This is a genomic window from Streptomyces sp. bgisy130 (assembly GCF_057708345.1).
Genome location: NZ_JBYISA010000004.1, coordinates 94,857 through 111,637, shown reverse-complemented (window position 1 = coordinate 111,637; position 16,781 = coordinate 94,857). Strand labels below are relative to the sequence as shown.

Here is a 16,781-nt window from a genome sequence, read left to right as displayed (position 1 = left end):
CCTCCCCGGTCCCGGGGAAGTGGACTGGGCCGCCAACCGGTCGGGCCGCCCGTTGCGGCCCTCACGGCAGCGTTTCCGCATCGACCCGCGAAAAGATCAGATCGCTCTCCTCGGCCACCGGGTGCCGCCACCGCACCGCCACGCCCGCCGACCGGCGCATCGCCCTCGGATAGCTGCCCGGGGCATAGCTGTTGGGGAGGCGATAGACGTGGAACCCGTGCTCCTGCATGGTTTTGAGCAGTTCGTCGGGGGACTCCCCCAGGGCTTCCATCCGTTCCGGGGTCACTTCCACGGTGATCTCGGCGTCCGGCCGGAGGGTGTCGAGGAGGGGGGCCAGGCCGCGGATCACGGCGCCCTCAGCGCCCTCCACATCTATTTTGATCACGCGGGCGGACGCGACCTCGTCCGGGGCGAGAAGCTCGGGGAGCGGGCGTGCCTCGATCTCGCGGATGTCCTCCGCGGGGCCCCCGTACGGGACGATGCTGGCCGCGCCCATGTTGTGGGAGCTCGCGAGGATGAGGGTCACCGTCTTCCGCTCGTCGGCGACGGCGGTGTTGACGGCGCGGATGTGGTGGCAGTCGTTGAGCTCGGCATGCTGGAGGATCCTGGCGTGAAAGGTCGGCGAGGCTTCGATCGCCACCACCCGGCCCTGCTCCCCGACGAGTTGTGCGGCGAGCAGACTGAAGTAGCCGACGTTGGCGCCGACGTCGACATAGGTGTCCCCGGGGCGGAGCCGGCGCTTCAGCCAGTGCGTCATATGCGGCTCCCAGAGGCCGAACATATACACAAAGCGCTGGATCAGATCCTGGGTGTCCACGGCCATCGCGGCGCCGAAGCGGGTGTGGACGACCCGCCGGCGCGGGTGGTGCCGTAACCACGGATTGAGCCAGTGCGTGGCGAGTGCCGCTTTGCCCAGCGAGCCGGGGGCGTCCCGCAGATATCCGCGCCCGAGAGTGATCAGGGTCTCCCTCAGGGTGGTGCTCAGGGTGTCCCTCGGGGTGGTGCTCATTCATGCGCCTTCCGCCGGCCTGCCGCGGCGCCGTGGCGCGCCGCTGCCTCCATACGGCCCTTATCTCCGCGACAGCGGCGCCTACTCCGCGAACGGGGGAATCGGACACCGCTCTGGCCTGTTGCGGCCCGGCGTGCCACCCTGCGCGACACCCGCGGCGTGGCCCCTGGCACACGCCGTGCCCGGGCCCGGCAAGGGATCCCCGGTCAACGGCAGCACTGTCGCTCTGACAGACAAGGAGACGGCGATGAGCGAGTCCCATGGAGACGCGTCGCAACAGGGCGCCTTGCAGGACCGAGCCTCCGTGAGCCACGGAACAGCGGTGCTGAGCACCGAAGAAGCGCTCAGGAAGCGGCACACCGCGCGTGCGCGCAGCGCCGCCGACCGCACCAGGGCCGCCTGCCGCGCGGCCGGCGTGGAGGCGGACCCGGCGGCCGTGATCGCCGTACCCACGGAGGCGGCAGCGAAGGCCGCCAACGCCCTTCGCCTGTCCGCCGACGCGCTCGCCGCGTTGGCCAAGGGAGCTCCGGACCCCGCGGCCGACGCCCGTCAGGCCCGGAACGCCGCCGCTGCCTCCGTACTCGCCGCCCAGATCGCGCAGTCCCACGGCGCCGGCGCACCCTCCGATGCCGCGTACCACGCCGCCCTCAGGGCCTCGCAGGCCGCCGGTTTGGCCGCGGGGCGGGACGGCATGGGCCGGAGCGAGGCGCTGAACGCCGAGGCGGAGGCGGCCGAGGCCGCCGCCGTCACCGCTGCCGAGGCCGCGGGCTGGCGGTAGCGCGGACTACGCACCAGGCACCACACACCACGCATCACGCGGCCTGTCCGGCACCGCCGGCCACGACAGGGACGGTGCCGGGCAGGGCCAGGGCGCAAGCCGCAGCCGCTCAGCCCCGGTCGAAGGGAAGATCCAGCATCCGGATGGCGTTGCCGCGCAGCAGCTTGTACGTCACCTCGTCGGAGAGGCCCGCCACATGCTCGGCCGCCACCTGCTTGGTGTGCGGCCAGGTCGAGTCGACATGCGGGTAGTCGGTCTCGAAGGTGGCGTTGTCCACGCCCACGGTCTCGATCGAGTCGACGCCGTGCTTGTCGCGGAAGAAGCAGCAGAAGATCTGCCGGTAGTAGTACGTGGACGGCGGCTCGGGGATCAGGTCCTTCACCCCGCCCCAGGCCCGGTGCTCCTCCCAGACGTCGTCGGCGCGCTCCAGGGCGTACGGGATCCACCCCATCTGGCCCTCGCTGTAGGCGAGTTTGAGCCGCGGGAACTTCACGAGCACGCCGCTGAACAGGAAGTCCATCATCGACGCCATCGCGTTGTTGAAGCTCAGGGACGCCTGCACGGCGGGCGGTGCGTCCGGTGACGCCGCGGGCATCTGTGACGACGAGCCGATGTGCATGTTCACGACCGTGCCCGTCTCCTCGCACGCGGCGAAGAACGGGTCCCAGTAGCCGGAGTGGATGGACGGCAGCCCCAGATACGTCGGGATCTCGCTGAAGGTCACCGCCCGGACCCCGCGGGCGGCGTTGCGGTGGATCTCGGCGACCGCCAGGTCGATGTCCCACAGCGGGATGAGGCACAGCGGAATCAGCCGGCCACCGCTGTCCCCGCACCACTCCTCCACCATCCAGTCGTTGTACGCCCGCACGCAGGCCAGCCCGACCTCCTTGTCCTCGGCCTCGGCGAAGGTCTGCCCGCAGAAGCGCGGGAAGGTGGGGAAGCAGAGCGACGCCTCGACGTGGTTGAGGTCCATGTCCGCCAGCCGGGCCTTGGGGTCCCAGCAGCCGCGCCGCATCTGCTCCCGGGTGATCCCGTCCAGCGTCATCTCGTCGCGGGAGAAGCCCACGGCCGCGATGATGCGCTTGTACGGGAAGATCAGCCCCTCGTACTCCCACCAGTCGGTGATCTGGCCCTCGGGGTCGGTCGTGAACCGGTACTTGCCACCGACGTACGCCAGCTCGCCGATGCCGGCGGTGAAGGGCTTCGGGCCCTTGTCCTGGTACTTCTTCGGAAGCCAGGTGCTGAAGAGGTGCGCGGGCTCGATCACGTGATCATCCACGCTGATGACCCTGGGAAGCTCCGCCGTGCCGCTCTGGTTGCTGATCACGCTGTACCCCCAACTGCCTGCCGGATGGTCACGCCGCCGGACCGATATCTGACGACCCATCAGTTCGGAGGTTATGGGCTCGCCCTTCCGACGACAAGGCGAGGCCGGGAACTCCGCCCCTTGCGGTATCGCGCGGCGTCCGCTGAACTGACGCATCGTCAGTTCGGTTCAGGAGTCGAGGGGGCAGCATGCAAACGATCTGGCTCAGCGGTGCCGAGTGGTGCGCCGTCCTCCGCATCGGCCTCGGTCTGTGGTGGCTGGAGAGCTGGCGCCACAAGGACAAGAAGACCTGGTTCACCGGCGGCGGCATCACCTGGGCCGCCGGCATCGCCGCCGACCACCGCTGGCCCGTGGTCCGTACGGGCTTCGACCGCCTGGTGAAGCCCCACCCCCGCCTGATGGCCTACGTCGTCGCCTACGCGGAACTGGCCCTCGGCCTCGGCCTGATCGCCGGCTTCCTGACCCCGATAGCCCTGGCCGCCGGCGCCGTCCTCAACCTGATCTACCTCGTCCTGATGATCCACGACTGGGCGGAACAGGGCCAGAACCTGATGATGCTCCTGATCTCCCTCACCGCTTTCCTCGCCATGAGCTGGCAGACCTGGTCGGTCGACGGTGCCTGGGGGCTGTTTCTGTAGGCGGGGCCCGGAGACGCACCGGCGGCAGGGAGCCAACCGTCCGCCCCCGCTTGTATGATCGCCAGGCTTTTCAGGAGTGCGTGTACCGGGGGGACGCATGGATGCCGGTGAGCAGTGGGTGACGATCGCTGCGGTGTTGCTGGGGTCGATCTCCACGCATCTGACCACCTACGCGATGGAACGGCAGCGCAAGAAGCACGAGTTGGTGACGCGCTGGGACAGCAAGAAGCTCGAGGCGTACGAGGGGTACGTCGACAGTGTGCGGTCGTGCATCTTCCCGGCCGTGCAGCTCTATGAGCACCGGGAGGGGCTGCGGGCCTGCGAGATGAGCGAGCCGGAGATGCTGGCGGAGATGTCGGCGGCGGGCCGGTTACGGGGGCGGGCCTTCGAGCGGATCATGCTGCTCGCCGGGGATGATGTCGTCGAGGCGGCGCACGAGCTCAACGCCCTCGCGCTCAAGGTCGACTGGCAGGCGAACGGCAAGATCGGCGGCACCCTGGAGGAGTGGCGGGAACGGAATCGCGCCGTGTTCCGCGGCATCAACGACTTCCATGAAGCGGCCCGTTCGGACCTGGGCGTCGACGGTGGCGTCACGGGCGAGAAGCACCCCGAGCGCGATCTCCTGCTGCCGCCGGCTCAGCGCGAGGCGGGCGGGGGGTCGTAGGGCGGGGCGCGGGGCCGGGGCCTCGTCGTAGGCCCGGCGTCCCGTGTCGCCCACCCGGGCCGCGGGGGCGCCCGGGTGGGCGGGAGCCGTCAGCCCTTGCCCCCCACCGTCACCGGGCGGTCGCTGTTCAGCTCGGTGAAGAGTTGCCGGGCCTGGCGGGTGTTCCACTGCACGGCGCTGCCCTTGGGGGTCTGGAGGGCGAGGTTCGAGACGGGGACGTTGAGCCGCTTGCCGTCGCCCTCGGTGACCGCCTTCATCGCCTTGAAGAGCGAGGTGAGGTTCGGCAGGCCGGTGTCCTTGTCGACGATGAGGGTGCCCAGGCCCGCGCTCATGGTCGGGTAGACCGTGCCGGGGTCGAGCAGCACGCCGGGGGTGGCGGCCTTGTGGGCGAGGGCGGCCAGGAACTTCTGCTGGTTCTGGCTGCGGCCCAGGTCGCCCTGGGCCTCCTGGTGGCGCTGGCGGACGAAGGCGAGCGCCGTACGGCCGTCGAGCGTGTGGCAGCCCTTCTTCAGGTCCGCGCCCGACTTCTCGTCCTTGATGTCCCGGTCCAGGCACATCGGGACGCCGCCGACCGCGTTCACGATGCCGACGAAGCCGGCGAAGCCGATCTCCGTGTAGTGGTCGATGTGCACGCCGGTGTTGTGCTCGATGGTGCGGACCAGCAGGTCGGGGCCGCCGAACGAGAACGCCGCGTTGAGCTTGTTCTTCGTCGCGCGGTAGTGCTTGCCGGTCTCGGGGCGGATGTGCGACGGGATGGTCACCCAGGAGTCACGCGGCAGGCTCACCATCGTCGTGCCGTGGGCGCCGGTGTGCAGCAGGATCATCGAGTCGGTGCGCCGGCCCGCGTCGGCCGAACCGCCGGTGTGCAGGTCCTTCCTGGCGCGTTCGGAGAGGCCCACCCGGCTGTCGGAGCCCACGATCAGGTAGTTGGTTCCCTCGCCCTGCGCCGGGCGGTCCGCGATCTTGCCGAGGTCGACCTCGCGGTTGAGCTCGGTGTCGGCCCAGACGTAGGTGCCCACGGAGCCGAGGGCCAGCACGGTGGACAGGACGATCAGCGCCCGGGTGATCCGGCGGCGCCGGCGGGGCGGGCCCGCGGCGCGCCGGCCCCGGCCGGTGTTGCCGCCCCCCGGGCCCGTACGGCCGGTGCGGGCGACCGGGCGCCCGTTGCCGGTGCGGTCGTTTAAGCGGGGTGGGGGCACCGGGGCCTGGAGGCCCGTGCCGTATCCGTCGGGGTTCGGTGGCCGTGCCGGGGGTATCTGAGGCGCGTATTCGCCCGGGTGCCATATCTGCCCGGTGCTGAGGTGCTCCGGTGCTTGGCCGTCGGGCCAGTTCCCGTCGCGCCAGTTCCCGTCGTGCGGCCCCACCAGCCAATCATTCATGCGCGGCAGTCTCCATACTCGTCTGTTCTCCACCAAATAGTGTGCGGATCTGCACAAGCGAATGCGGTGAACGCGGTGAATGCGCGGTCCGGCGGCGGCATACGGGGCCACGGCCGGACGCGCGGGCGCGGACACGGCGGCGGGCGGGGAGCGCCCGGCCGTGCCGCGCGGGGTGTCCGTCCGGTCCGTAGCCGGGCGGACACCCTGGGGCCGTACGGCCGACGGTCATCGCGACGGCAAACTCTCGTACGCGACCGGCTGGCCGAGCTCCGGCTGGCCGATGTGCTGCGCGGCGGTGCCGGAGCGGTGCATGCGCTGCCACTTCAGCCGGGTGCCGAGCAGGAAGGCCACCACGGACTGGATGACCACCAGGTACATCAGCTGCCGGTAGACGAAGAGCTGGAGCGGCATCGCCCACAGCTCCCGCACCGGCTCGCCGTCGAGCCGCAGGGCGTAGCCGGCGCAGGCCAGTTGGAGGGCGAGGAAGCCGACCCACACCCCGGCCGAGAGCACCGGACCGCGGAAGAGCGCCCCGTACAGGGCGAAGACATCGACGATCGGTGCGAGCAGCGGCAGGGCGACCTGGAAGAGCGTGAGGTAGCTCAGTCCGCGGCGTCCGAAGCGGCCGGCCGGGCCCACCTCGGTGACGGCACGGCGGTGCTTCCACATGGCCTGGAGCGTGCCGTAGCACCAGCGGTAGCGCTGGCGCCACAACTGGCTGAGCGAGGTGGGCACTTCGGTCCAGGCGATCGCGGTCTCCTCGTAGACCACCCGCCAGCCCGCCTGCCACAGGGCCATGGTCAGGTCGGTGTCCTCGGCGAGGGTGTCCTCGCTGACCCCGCCGACGCCCATCAGCGCGTCCCGGCGGAAGGCGCCGATGGCGCCGGGGACCGTCGGCATGCACTCCAGCACCTCGAACATCCGCCGGTCGAGGTTGAACCCGAAGACGTACTCCAGGTGCTGCCATCTGCCCAGCAGGCGGCGCCGGTTGCCGACCTTGGTGTTGCCGCTGACGGCGCCCACGGCCGGGTGGGCGAGCGGCTGGACGAGCCGGTAGATGGCGTCCGGCTCGAAGACGGTGTCGGCGTCGACCATGACGACGATGTCGCACCGCGCGTGCGCCAGACCGGTGTTGAGGGCGGCCGCCTTGCCCGCGTTGGGCTGGCGGATCACCTCCACCCGGGGGTCGTCGATGGCGGCGGCGATGTCCGCGGTCTCGTCCGTCGACCCGTCGTCGATCACGATGATCTGTAGTTGCGGGTGGTTGGAGCCGAGCAGCGAACGGACGGTGGAGGCGATGCCGGCCGCTTCGTTGTAGGCGGGCACCAGGACCGTCACCGGGTCGGTGATCTCGCGCAGCCAGGGGGAGCCCGGCCGGATGCGTACCAGCCGCCGGACGTGGGCACGGGCGAAGAAGACCAGGGAGGCCAGCCGCAGCACGCCCAGGCCGCCGGCGATGCCCAGCACCCAGGTCATCCCGTGGACGAACGCGTACCCGAGGGCCTTGATCCAGACCAGGGCCGTGCCCAGCCACCGCTCCGGGGCGGGGGCCGGGGTGTCGGCCGCGGGCAGTCCGGCCCCGAAGGTCACCGTGGTGAATTTGTCGATTCTGGGGTTGCTGAGCAGTTTTTCGGTGTCGTGGTAGGCGACATCGTTCTGGCTGAACTGCCGGACCACGCCCTGGGCCGGCTTGCGGAACCACCGGTCGGCGGCCACCAGCGTGTAGCCGTCCGCGGCGGCCTCCTGGGCGGCCTTCCACTCCGGGCCGCACATGGTGTCCACCGCGGTGGTCTGCGGCAGCCGCAGCAGGTCGGTGTGGATGCCCGCGGTGCCCGCCAACGCGCTCTGTGTCAGCGCCAGTTCCAGCCGGGCCCGGAAGGGCGAGGCCGCGCCCATGACCGCGCCGGTGTAGGTGTTCGACCCGATCTCGTGCCCCTCGGCCTGGATGCGGCGCACCAGGTCCGGATGCTGGGCGGCCTTGGCGCCCTGCACGAAGAAGGTGGCGTGCGCATGGTGCTTGCGCAGCAGATCGAGCAGGCGTGGCGTCCATACGGGGTCGGGCCCCCCGTCGTAGGTGAGGGCCACGTTCCGGACGGGCATCCCGGCGGATTTCACCTTGCCGCCGTCGAGGCGCACCACCGGACCGCCCTTGTCCACCGCGCTCGGCACCGGTGTGGTGCAGTCCCGCCGGGTCTTCGCGGCGTCGACCTCGTGGGTGGTCCAGCCCTCGAAGAGCAGGGCGCCGAAGGCGAGCGGGAGGATGAGCATCAACAGCAGCCAGTGCCCCCGGGGATCACGGGACTGCGCGTGCCGGCGACGGTGCGTGCGGCGCCTCACGTCGCTCCCGGGGTGACCTCGGTCGTCGTGGGGGCGGGGTGTCTTCGGACGGGGCCGCCGACGGCTGCCGCCGGAGCGCCCGCGGTGCGGGTGAGGTACATCGGGACGTCGCCGGCGGCCGCGGCGGTCGCCCGGCGGGGGGCGTCTCCGACGGCGGCGACCGACTTCCGCAGCGCGTTTCCGTGCCGGACGGAAGCGTCGGCACATGGCTGGGAAAGACGTATTTTCTGCCGTTTTGCGTTCCGGCTGGCCTCACACATGGTCGGCGAGTGTACTCACCGGAAACATCGCGTAACGGCGTCCGCCCAAGATCCCTTACCGCGGTGACAAGCCGCCGAGCCGGCCGTCCGGCGCTCCGCCCGCGCGACATTTGCCCAGGTCAGAGGGATTTTCCCAGTGGCCTTTGCCCGGTATTGCGACCTCTGCAACGCGGCACCCCGCCCCCTCGGCCTGAGAGTGTTGTAACACCTGACCGCACCGCGGCGCTCCCCCCACCGGTGACTGAAAACACCCTTATCCGCTGCCCCTGCCGGACCTAACTTTGACTGTGTGACCAGATTTGAAAACTGGTCACGGAGCCGGAGGGGGGACGGCATGGAACGAGCGCAGCGCGCTGACCGCATCCTGGGCGCGGCAGGGGAGTTGCTGCTCGCCTGGGGCTACCGGCGGGTGACGATCGATGAAATCGCCCGCCGCGCCAACGTCGGCAAGGGCACGGTCTATCTGCACTGGAAGACCAAGGACTCGCTGCTCCTCGCCGTGATGCTGAAGGCCCAATTCCGGATGCACCACCGGCAGTTGGAGCGCCTTCGGGCGGATGCGCTGGAGATACTGCCGAGCCGGATGATGAGCCGGCTGTTTCTCGAATTCCAGGCCGAACCGGTATTGCGCGCGGCCTACGGCGACGACGGCGATATCCTCGGCCGGCTCAACCAGACCGCGAAGCAGGAGTTCGCGGATCTGATCGTCGCGGGCGACCGGAATCTGCGTCACCATCTCGAAGTGCTCCGCGCGCACGGTCTGGTGCGCCGCGACACCGACGTACAACATCAGCAATACGCGTTGTTGGCGACATGCAGCGGCTTCTTCATGTCCGAGGCCCTGCTCATCGACCGTGCCCCGGACGGCCTGGAAGTACGCGCCGGCATCCTCGCCCACACCATCCGAAGCGCGCTGGAAATGCCGGCCGAGGCCGGCCCGCATTCCGGCTCCGACCTGGGCTCCGGCTCCGGTCCGGACGCCGCTCCGGCCCAACTGCGTGCCGCCGCGACCGCGGCCGCTCCCGAGATCATCGACCTCTACGAGCGTTTCACCGAACTCTGCGCACAGGAGATGCGCCGCCAGATACGTGACTGAGACCGCGGCGGATTCTCCGTGGCGGGGGATTCGCACGGCGGATTCGCACAAGCATTCCCACCCATCGGATTCGGGCCGGCCTCCCCACGAGGGACGGCACACGGCCCGCCGCCTGCCACCGACTCCACGGTACGGAATCCATCCGGCTGACTCCGCCCGACGGAATATCCGGCCTCCCACCGCGCCAGCACGCTCCGCAAAGGAAAAGAGCCACGTCCAAGCCCTGGCCCGGCCGGGCCCCACCCGGGCCCGCGGGCCGACTCCCAACCCGGAGGAGATCGAAAGATGTCGGCATTATCCAGCTCCCCGTTCGCCGCACATGTCGGGAAACACCCTGGCGAGCCGAATGTGATGGACCCGGCGCTGATCAGCGACCCGTTCGGCGGCTACGGCGCGCTGCGTGAGCAAGGCCCGGTCGTACGGGGCCGGTTCATGGACGACTCGCCCGTCTGGCTCGTGACGCGCTTCGACGAGGTCCGCCAAGTCCTGCGCGATCAGCGGTTCGTGAACAATCCGGCCGCACCGTCCCTGGGGCGCTCGATCGACGAGAGCCCCGCGGTCCGGCTGCTGGAGATGCTGGGGTTGCCCGACCATTTCCGGCCGTATCTGCAGGGTTCGATTCTCAATTACGACGCTCCCGACCACACCCGGCTGCGCCGACTGGTCTCGCGCGCCTTCACGGCACGCAAGATCACCGACCTGCGGCCGCGGGTCGAGCAGATCACCGACGAGCTGCTGGCCCGGCTTCCCGAGCACGCCGAGGACGGTGTCGTCGACCTCATCCAGCACTTCGCCTACCCCCTGCCGATCACCGTGATCTGCGAACTGGTCGGCATCGCCGAAGCGGACCGTCCGCAGTGGCGGAAGTGGGGTGCCGACCTCGTCACGCTGGAGCCCGGTCGGCTGAGCACCGCGTTCCCGGCGATGATCGAGCACATCCATGAGCTGATCCGCGAGCGGCGCGGCGCACTTACCGACGATCTGCTCAGCGAGCTGATCCGTACCCATGACGACGACGGCGGCCGGCTCAGCGACATCGAGATGGTCACCATGATCCTCACGATCGTCCTGGCAGGCCACGAAACCACCGCGCACCTCATAGGCAACGGCACGGCGGCGCTGCTCACCCACCCCGGCCAGCTGCGCCTGCTCAAGGACGACCCGGCGCTGCTTCCGCGCGCCGTCCACGAGCTGATGCGCTGGTGCGGGCCGGTGCACATGACCCAGCTGCGGTTCGCCTCCGAGGATGTCGAGGTCGCCGGGACGCCGATCCGCAAGGGCGACGCCGTACAACTGATCCTGGTATCGGCGAACTTCGACCCCCGCCACTACACCGACCCCGACCGTCTCGACCTGACCCGTCACCCCGCCGGCCACGCCGAGAACCATGTCGGGTTCGGCCACGGGATGCACTACTGCCTGGGCGCCACCCTCGCCAAACAGGAGGGCGAGGTCGCGTTCTCCCGGCTCTTCACCCACTATCCGGACCTGTCGCTGGGCGTCGCCGCGGAACAGCTGACGCGGACGCAGGTGCCGGGCAGCTGGCGGCTGGACTCCCTGCCGCTGCGGCTGGGGTGACCGGCCCGTAGGGACAGGGGCGTCGCCGCGCAGTCCCGTCGTTCGCCCGGAGGCGGGGCTCGCGGCGGTGTCGCCGGACGGGCCGGCACAACGAGGGCCCCGTGCGGGCGAGTTCTCCGCACGGGGCCCTCTCTGCCGCCGCTATTCCCTGTCGCCGCTGCCTCCCTGCCGCCGCTACTTCCCGTTGTCCATCGACGCCCGCCAGACGAGCTGCTCCGAGCCCTCCCCCGCACCGTCGAAGACGACGGCGGCCGGGGCATCGCCCTTGGGCAGCAGATGGATGGAGCACTCGGTGACGGTGCCGCCCGGCTTGACCATCTGGTGCGGGACGGCGTCGGGGCACCGGCCGACCCCCGGGCCGCCGATGTCGATCAGCGTCAGCTTCTGCACGGTCTGGCCGCCCGTGGTCCGCAGCGTCACCCCGTCGCTCATGCTGGGCAGCAGGTCGTATGTGCCGCTGTTCCGGTACTGCATCGTCACGTAGTACGGGATCAGCTTCTTGTCGTCCGCATCCAGGTCGAAGCGGCTCAGGTCGGCGAGGGAGCCGGTGCGCACGCCCTTCGGTGTGATGCGCAGCGGGACGGGGCGGCTTCGGGCGTCCTCCGTGCTGCCGTCGGCGGGCTTGCCCGCGGGCAGCAGTCCGGCGGACGCACCGCCCTTGCCGCCGCCGACCTGCCAGATGAGGGTGTCGCCGCCGTCGTCCTTGTACGAGACGGTCGCCGGCCGCTGCTCCTTGGGCAGCATGAAGATCTGGCAGATCGCCGCGGTGGCGCCGGCCGCCAGTTCTGCCGCACCGCTCTCGCGGCACTCCGGGGGCTCGCCGGAGCCGGTGGCCATCGGATTGCTCCCGAACAGCGAGACCTGCTCGGCCGCCTGGCCGTCCGCCCCGTTGACGGAGAAGTTCCGCGCCGGGTCCACCTCGCGCACCGTCTTCTTGCCGGTGTTGGTGTAGGAGAAGGTGAGGTAGTACGGCACCATCCCCTTGAGGTCGTCGTCCAGTTGGATGTGCACCAGGTCGGAGTCCGAGCCGCGGGCCAGCCGGGTGGGCGTGATGCGCAGCCGGTGCGCCGTATCGTCGGAGTCGGTCCAGGTGGCCGGGCGGGGTGTGGCCTTCATCGGCAGCGGCTTGGCGGGTGTGACGGCTTCCGGCGCCCCCGGCTGGGCCTTGCCGGCTCCGGGACCGCCGGCGCACCCCGCGGTCAGCAGCATGAGCGCGCTGACACCGACGGCGCCGGCGATACGGATGGGCCTGGGTATGGGCCGGGATATGGGCATGGGCGTGGGCATACGCACGGTGGATCCCCCGTTGAGATGTGCCGCGTGGTGTCCGGCCACACGTCCGTTGTGTGGTGCCGCATCACACGACGTTGTCACGTCACTCGACGCCCGAACTTAGCCGCCCGGGGGCGGTGGGTGGGCGGCGGGCCCTGGCGGTCGTCACTCTGGCTGTCCGGCCGTCCTCAACTCGGGCGGCCGGCCCGCAGCGAGTACATGAGGGGGATGCGGGGGCGGTCGGCGGGGAACCGGTGGTAGCCGTCGTCGTGGCGGCTCAGTGCGGTGAAGCGCTGGAACATCGTCTTGTCGTGCTCGTGCAGGAAGTCGATGCGCAGGCCGGTGGCGGCCAGGGCGGAGACGACATCGCCGAGCGGATGCTGCCATTCGACGCTGCGGTTGTTGACCGTCGGTGCGCCGAAGTCCGTGTAGGTGCCGGGGACTTCATCCACCCAGGCGTCGCGGCTGAAGTAGTCGTGGACGATGCGTGAGCCGGTCTCGTCGTCCAGGACGTCGCAGAGCGGATGGAATTCGGCGAGGTAGAGGAAGCCGCCGGGGGCGACGAGGGAGGCGGCCGTGTCGGCCCAGCGTTCCAGGTCCGGGAGCCAGTTCAGGGCGCCGATGCCGGTGTAGACGATGTCGTACGCGGCGTCGGGGACGGCTTCGGCGGCGTCATAGACATCGGCGGCGACGAACGCCGCGCGGTCGGGGCCGTAGCCGAGCTCGGCGGCGAGGGCGCGGGCGGTGTCGATGGCCGGTTCGGAGAAGTCCAGGCCGACGACGCGGGCCGCGCCGCGATGGGCCCAGGAGAGGGTGTCCTGGCCGAAGTGACACTGGAGGTGGAGAAGCGACCGGCCGGTGACGTCGCCGACCTCTGCCACCTCGAAGTCACGGAGCACGTCCCGTGCCCTGCGGAACCCGTCCTGGTCGTAATAATCACTCGCGGTGTGGATGGCGACGCGCTCGTCCCACCTCGCACGATTCGCCTCCCGCCAGTCCTCGGCACCCGTAATTCTGCGCATTCGGCGAAGTTATCCACAGCCTTGCGGCCCTCGCCAACGGATTTCCCTCCCCGGGCGCAGAATGGGCCCATGACTGACGAGACGACCCCAGCCCCAGCTCCCGACGCCACCGCTCCGCACCCTTCGACCACCGACGCCCGGCCCACCGCCGGAGCGAGGACGGGCTCGGCCCGCCCGATAACAGGGGCGGACGGCTCGGCGACGGGCGCGACAGGCGCGGCGGCCCCCGGCGGCGCGGACGCCTCGATGCCTGACTGGGAGAGGCGCTTCCGCGCACCGCGGATCGGGCTGCCGGACTGGGCCGAGGACGCCCCGCACCGTTCCCTGTTCGTCTCGAACGCCACCGGCACCTTCGAGCTCTACGCCTGGGACCGGGCCACCGGCAAGCAGCGGCAGGCCACGGACCGGCCGAACGGCACGACGGACGGCACGCTGTCGCCGGACGGCCGGTCGATCTGGTGGTTCTCGGACACCGACGGGGACGAGTTCGGTGTCTGGATGCGGCAGCCCTTCGAGGGCGGCCCGGATGAGCCGGCGACCCCGGGTCTCGCCCCCTCGTATCCGGGAGGGCTGGCGATCGGCCGGGACGGGACGGCGGTCGTCGGGTGCTCGACGGACGAGGAGGGCTCGACGGTCCATGTCGTGCGGCCGGGCCAGCCGCCGGTGGAGATCTACCGGCACCGCGAGTCCGCGGGCGTCGGCGATCTCTCGCACGACGGCTCGCTGATCGCGCTCGAACACACCGAGCACGGCGATGCGATGCACTCCGCGATCCGCGTCGTACGGCCCGACGGCTCCACCGTCGCGGAGCTGGACGACACCAAGGGCGGGACCGAGGAGCTGGGCCTGTCGGTGATGGGCTTCGCGCCTGTGGACGGGGACGCCCGGCTGCTGGTCGGACACCAGCGGCGGGGCCGCTGGGAGCCGATGATCTGGGACCCGCTGACCGGGGTGGAGACCGCCCTGGACATCGACCTCCCCGGAGACGTCGGCGCCGACTGGTATCCCGACGGGTCGGCGCTGCTGGTGGAGCACGAGTACCAGGCCCGGAGCGAACTGTGGCGCTACGAACTGGGCACACCGGGCGACCACGTCGCCCCGGGCGAAGCAGGTGCCGGTGATGCGGCCGCTGGGGCCGCTGGGGCTGCTGGGGCCGCCGGTCCGCTGACCCGTGTCGAGACCCCGGCCGGCACGGTCTCGGGAGCCGCGGCGCGACCGGACGGCACGGTGGAGTTCCTGTGGTCGTCGGCGGCGCAGCCCCCGGAGGTGCGGTCGACGAGCGGCGAGGTCGTGCTGGACCCGCCCGGTATGAAGGCGCCCGGGTCGGTGCCGGTGCGGGACGTCTGGGTGGACGGCCCCGGTGGCCGTATCCACGCCCTGGTGCAGCAGCCGGCGGGCGAGGGCCCCTTCCCGACGGTCTTCGACATCCACGGCGGTCCGACCTGGCACGACAGCGACGCGTTCGCCTCGTCCCCCGCGGCCTGGGTGGACCACGGCTTCGCGGTCGTACGCGTCAACTACCGCGGCTCGACCGGCTACGGCCGCGCCTGGACCGATGCCCTCAAGCATCGCGTCGGGCTCATCGAGCTGGAGGACATCGCCGCGGTGCGCGCATGGGCGGTCTCGTCCGGGCTGGCCGACCCGGACCGGCTGGTGCTGTCGGGCGGCTCATGGGGCGGCTATCTGACACTGCTGGGGCTCGGCACCCAGCCGGACGCCTGGGCCGTGGGCCTGGCGGCGGTTCCGGTCGCGGACTATGTCACGGCCTACAACGACGAGATGGAAGCCCTCAAGGCGATGGACCGGACCCTGCTCGGCGGCACGCCCGAGGAGGTCCCGGAGCGCTTCGAGGCGTCCTCACCGCTGACGTATGTGGACGCGGTGCGGGCCCCGGTCTATATCTCCGCAGGCGTCAACGACCCCCGCTGCCCCATCCAGCAGGTGGAGAACTATGTCCAGCGCCTGGCGGGCCGCTGCCATCCGCACGAGGTCTACCGCTACGACGCCGGCCACGGCTCCCTCGTGGTGGAGGAACGCATCAAGCAGGTCCGCCTGGAACTCGACTTCGCCCAGCGGCATGTGAACGGGGGAAGCGAGAGGAGCTGAGGGAGCCTTCTGCGGGGAGCGGCGGGAGGGCGGGGCGGTCTTCGTCCGTCGTGCGGCTGCAGCTGCGGGGGCGCGGCGTGAACGCGGCTGCGGGGGCGCGGCCGCAGGCACGGTGTTGAGCTGTGGTGGGTGGTGGGGAGGGGAGGGTGGGGCGGGGGGAGGGGCCCCGGGGGAAGGGGCCAGGAGGTCAGGGGGTCGTGTGGTGGGTGAGGGCTGCGTGGGGGTTGCGGCCCTGGGGGGTGTTGTCAGGGGTGTGGTCCGTGTGGACGGTTGCGGCGGTGAGGCGGGGGACGGCGTGGATGAGGGCGTGCTCGGCGGCTACGGCAAGGGCATGGGCCTGCACCACGGTCAGGCGGGAGTCGACGACGATGTCCGCCTCGGCCCGCAGGGTATGGCCGATCCAGCGCATACGGACCTGCCCGACACCGTGGACACCGTCCACCTCGCGTAGTGCGGTCTCGGCGGCGTCGATGAGTGCGGGGTCGACGGAGTCCATCAGCCGCCGGTAGACCTCCCGGGCGGCGTCGCGCAGCACCATGAGGATGGCGGCGGTGATCAACAGGCCGATGAGCGGGTCGGCCTGCTGCCAGCCGAGCGCCGCGCCGCCCGCGCCGAGCAGGACGGCGAGGGAGGTGAAGCCGTCGGTACGGGCATGCAGGCCGTCCGCGACGAGCGCGGCCGAGCCGATCCTGCGGCCGGTGCGGATGCGGTAGCGGGCGACCCATTCGTTGCCGAGGAACCCGATCATGGCGGCCACGGCCACGGCCCACAGGTGGGTGACATCGCGGGGGTGCAGCAGCCGGTCCACGGACTCGTACGCGGCCCATACCGACGAGGCGGCGATCGTCAGCACGATGGCGATGCCCGCGAGGTCCTCGGCGCGGCCGTAGCCGTAGGTGAAACGGCGGTTCGCGGCCCGGCGTCCGAGGAGGAAGGCGACGCCCAGCGGCACGGCGGTCAGTGCGTCGGCGCCGTTGTGGATCGTGTCGCCGAGCAGTGCCACCGAGCCGGACAGGGCGACGATCACCAGCTGAATCAGGCTGGTCAGGCCGAGGATGCCGAGCGAGATCCACAGCGTGCGCAAGCCCTCGCGGGAGGTCTCCAGCGCGGCGTCGACCTTGTCCGTGGCCGTATGGCTGTGCGGTGTGAGCAGGTGGGCGAGCCGGTGCCGCATCCGCGCCCAACGGCCGGTGTCGTGTGGGGGGTGCGGTGGGTGCGGGGGCTCGGAGGCATGGCCTTGTGTGGGGCCGTAACCTCGCACGACACCGTGGCCCTGCGCGTGCTCACGGCCCTGGGCACCATCGTGACCCTCCAC

At 70.9% G+C, this 16,781-nt stretch carries 13 protein-coding genes; 6 read left to right on the top strand and 7 right to left on the bottom strand.

Translation table 11 applies throughout. The annotated features are described in order from the left end of the window. Positions 1-61 precede the first annotated feature (61 nt). Positions 62-1,009 (bottom strand): FkbM family methyltransferase, encoded by a 948-nt coding sequence (locus AC3EUV_RS07890; protein WP_432140330.1) that lies wholly within the window; start codon positions 1,007-1,009, stop codon positions 62-64. A gap of 247 nt (positions 1,010-1,256) precedes the next feature. On the opposite strand from AC3EUV_RS07890, the gene AC3EUV_RS07885 reads away from it, so the two are divergent. Continuing rightward, positions 1,257-1,787, top strand: a complete 531-nt coding sequence (locus AC3EUV_RS07885; protein ID WP_432140331.1) for a hypothetical protein — start codon at positions 1,257-1,259, stop codon at positions 1,785-1,787. A gap of 109 nt (positions 1,788-1,896) precedes the next feature. Here the strand turns inward: AC3EUV_RS07885 and AC3EUV_RS07880 are convergent, their stop codons facing one another. Beyond that, positions 1,897-3,114 (bottom strand): amidohydrolase family protein, encoded by a 1,218-nt coding sequence (locus AC3EUV_RS07880; protein ID WP_432140464.1) that lies wholly within the window; start codon positions 3,112-3,114, stop codon positions 1,897-1,899. Positions 3,115-3,302: 188 nt separating this feature from the next. Between AC3EUV_RS07880 and AC3EUV_RS07875 the strand changes: the two genes are divergently transcribed. Together AC3EUV_RS07875 and AC3EUV_RS07870 are read left to right on the top strand one after the other, a co-directional pair. Then, positions 3,303-3,752, top strand: coding sequence for a DoxX family membrane protein (locus tag AC3EUV_RS07875; protein ID WP_435602508.1), 450 nt, complete (start codon positions 3,303-3,305; stop codon positions 3,750-3,752). A 97-nt stretch (positions 3,753-3,849) separates the two neighbouring features. Continuing rightward, positions 3,850-4,416 (top strand): hypothetical protein, encoded by a 567-nt coding sequence (locus AC3EUV_RS07870; protein WP_432140333.1) that lies wholly within the window; start codon positions 3,850-3,852, stop codon positions 4,414-4,416. Positions 4,417-4,505: 89 nt separating this feature from the next. Here the strand turns inward: AC3EUV_RS07870 and AC3EUV_RS07865 are convergent, their stop codons facing one another. Continuing rightward, positions 4,506-5,795 carry an LCP family protein gene (locus tag AC3EUV_RS07865; protein WP_432140334.1) on the bottom strand — a complete coding sequence of 430 codons (1,290 nt, stop codon included), beginning with the start codon at positions 5,793-5,795 and terminating at the stop codon, positions 4,506-4,508. A gap of 225 nt (positions 5,796-6,020) precedes the next feature. Next, entirely contained in the window at positions 6,021-8,132 is a 2,112-nt protein-coding gene (locus AC3EUV_RS07860; RefSeq protein ID WP_435602507.1) for a bifunctional polysaccharide deacetylase/glycosyltransferase family 2 protein, read from the bottom strand. A 594-nt stretch (positions 8,133-8,726) separates the two neighbouring features. Here AC3EUV_RS07860 and AC3EUV_RS07855 point away from each other — a divergent pair. Both AC3EUV_RS07855 and AC3EUV_RS07850 read left to right on the top strand, forming a co-directional pair. After that, positions 8,727-9,488: a TetR family transcriptional regulator gene (locus AC3EUV_RS07855; RefSeq protein ID WP_435602506.1), complete on the top strand. Its 762-nt coding sequence runs from the start codon at positions 8,727-8,729 to the stop codon at positions 9,486-9,488. 285 nt (positions 9,489-9,773) lie between these two features. Next, positions 9,774-11,066 (top strand): cytochrome P450 family protein, encoded by a 1,293-nt coding sequence (locus AC3EUV_RS07850; protein ID WP_435602505.1) that lies wholly within the window; start codon positions 9,774-9,776, stop codon positions 11,064-11,066. Positions 11,067-11,240: 174 nt separating this feature from the next. Here AC3EUV_RS07850 and AC3EUV_RS07845 read toward each other — a convergent pair whose 3' ends face one another. Beyond that, complete coding sequence (locus tag AC3EUV_RS07845) at positions 11,241-12,341, bottom strand: hypothetical protein (RefSeq protein WP_435602504.1); 1,101 nt, start codon at positions 12,339-12,341, stop codon at positions 11,241-11,243. 185 nt (positions 12,342-12,526) lie between these two features. Continuing rightward, the gene (locus tag AC3EUV_RS07840) at positions 12,527-13,360 is read right to left on the bottom strand and encodes a class I SAM-dependent methyltransferase (RefSeq protein WP_435602503.1); all 834 of its coding nucleotides are present in this window, start codon (positions 13,358-13,360) and stop codon (positions 12,527-12,529) included. Positions 13,361-13,606: 246 nt separating this feature from the next. Between AC3EUV_RS07840 and AC3EUV_RS07835 the strand changes: the two genes are divergently transcribed. Continuing rightward, a complete protein-coding gene (locus AC3EUV_RS07835; RefSeq protein WP_435602588.1) occupies positions 13,607-15,466 on the top strand; it encodes a S9 family peptidase in 1,860 nt (619 codons plus the stop codon). A 187-nt stretch (positions 15,467-15,653) separates the two neighbouring features. Here AC3EUV_RS07835 and AC3EUV_RS07830 read toward each other — a convergent pair whose 3' ends face one another. After that, positions 15,654-16,781 (bottom strand): cation diffusion facilitator family transporter, encoded by a 1,128-nt coding sequence (locus tag AC3EUV_RS07830; protein ID WP_435602502.1) that lies wholly within the window; start codon positions 16,779-16,781, stop codon positions 15,654-15,656.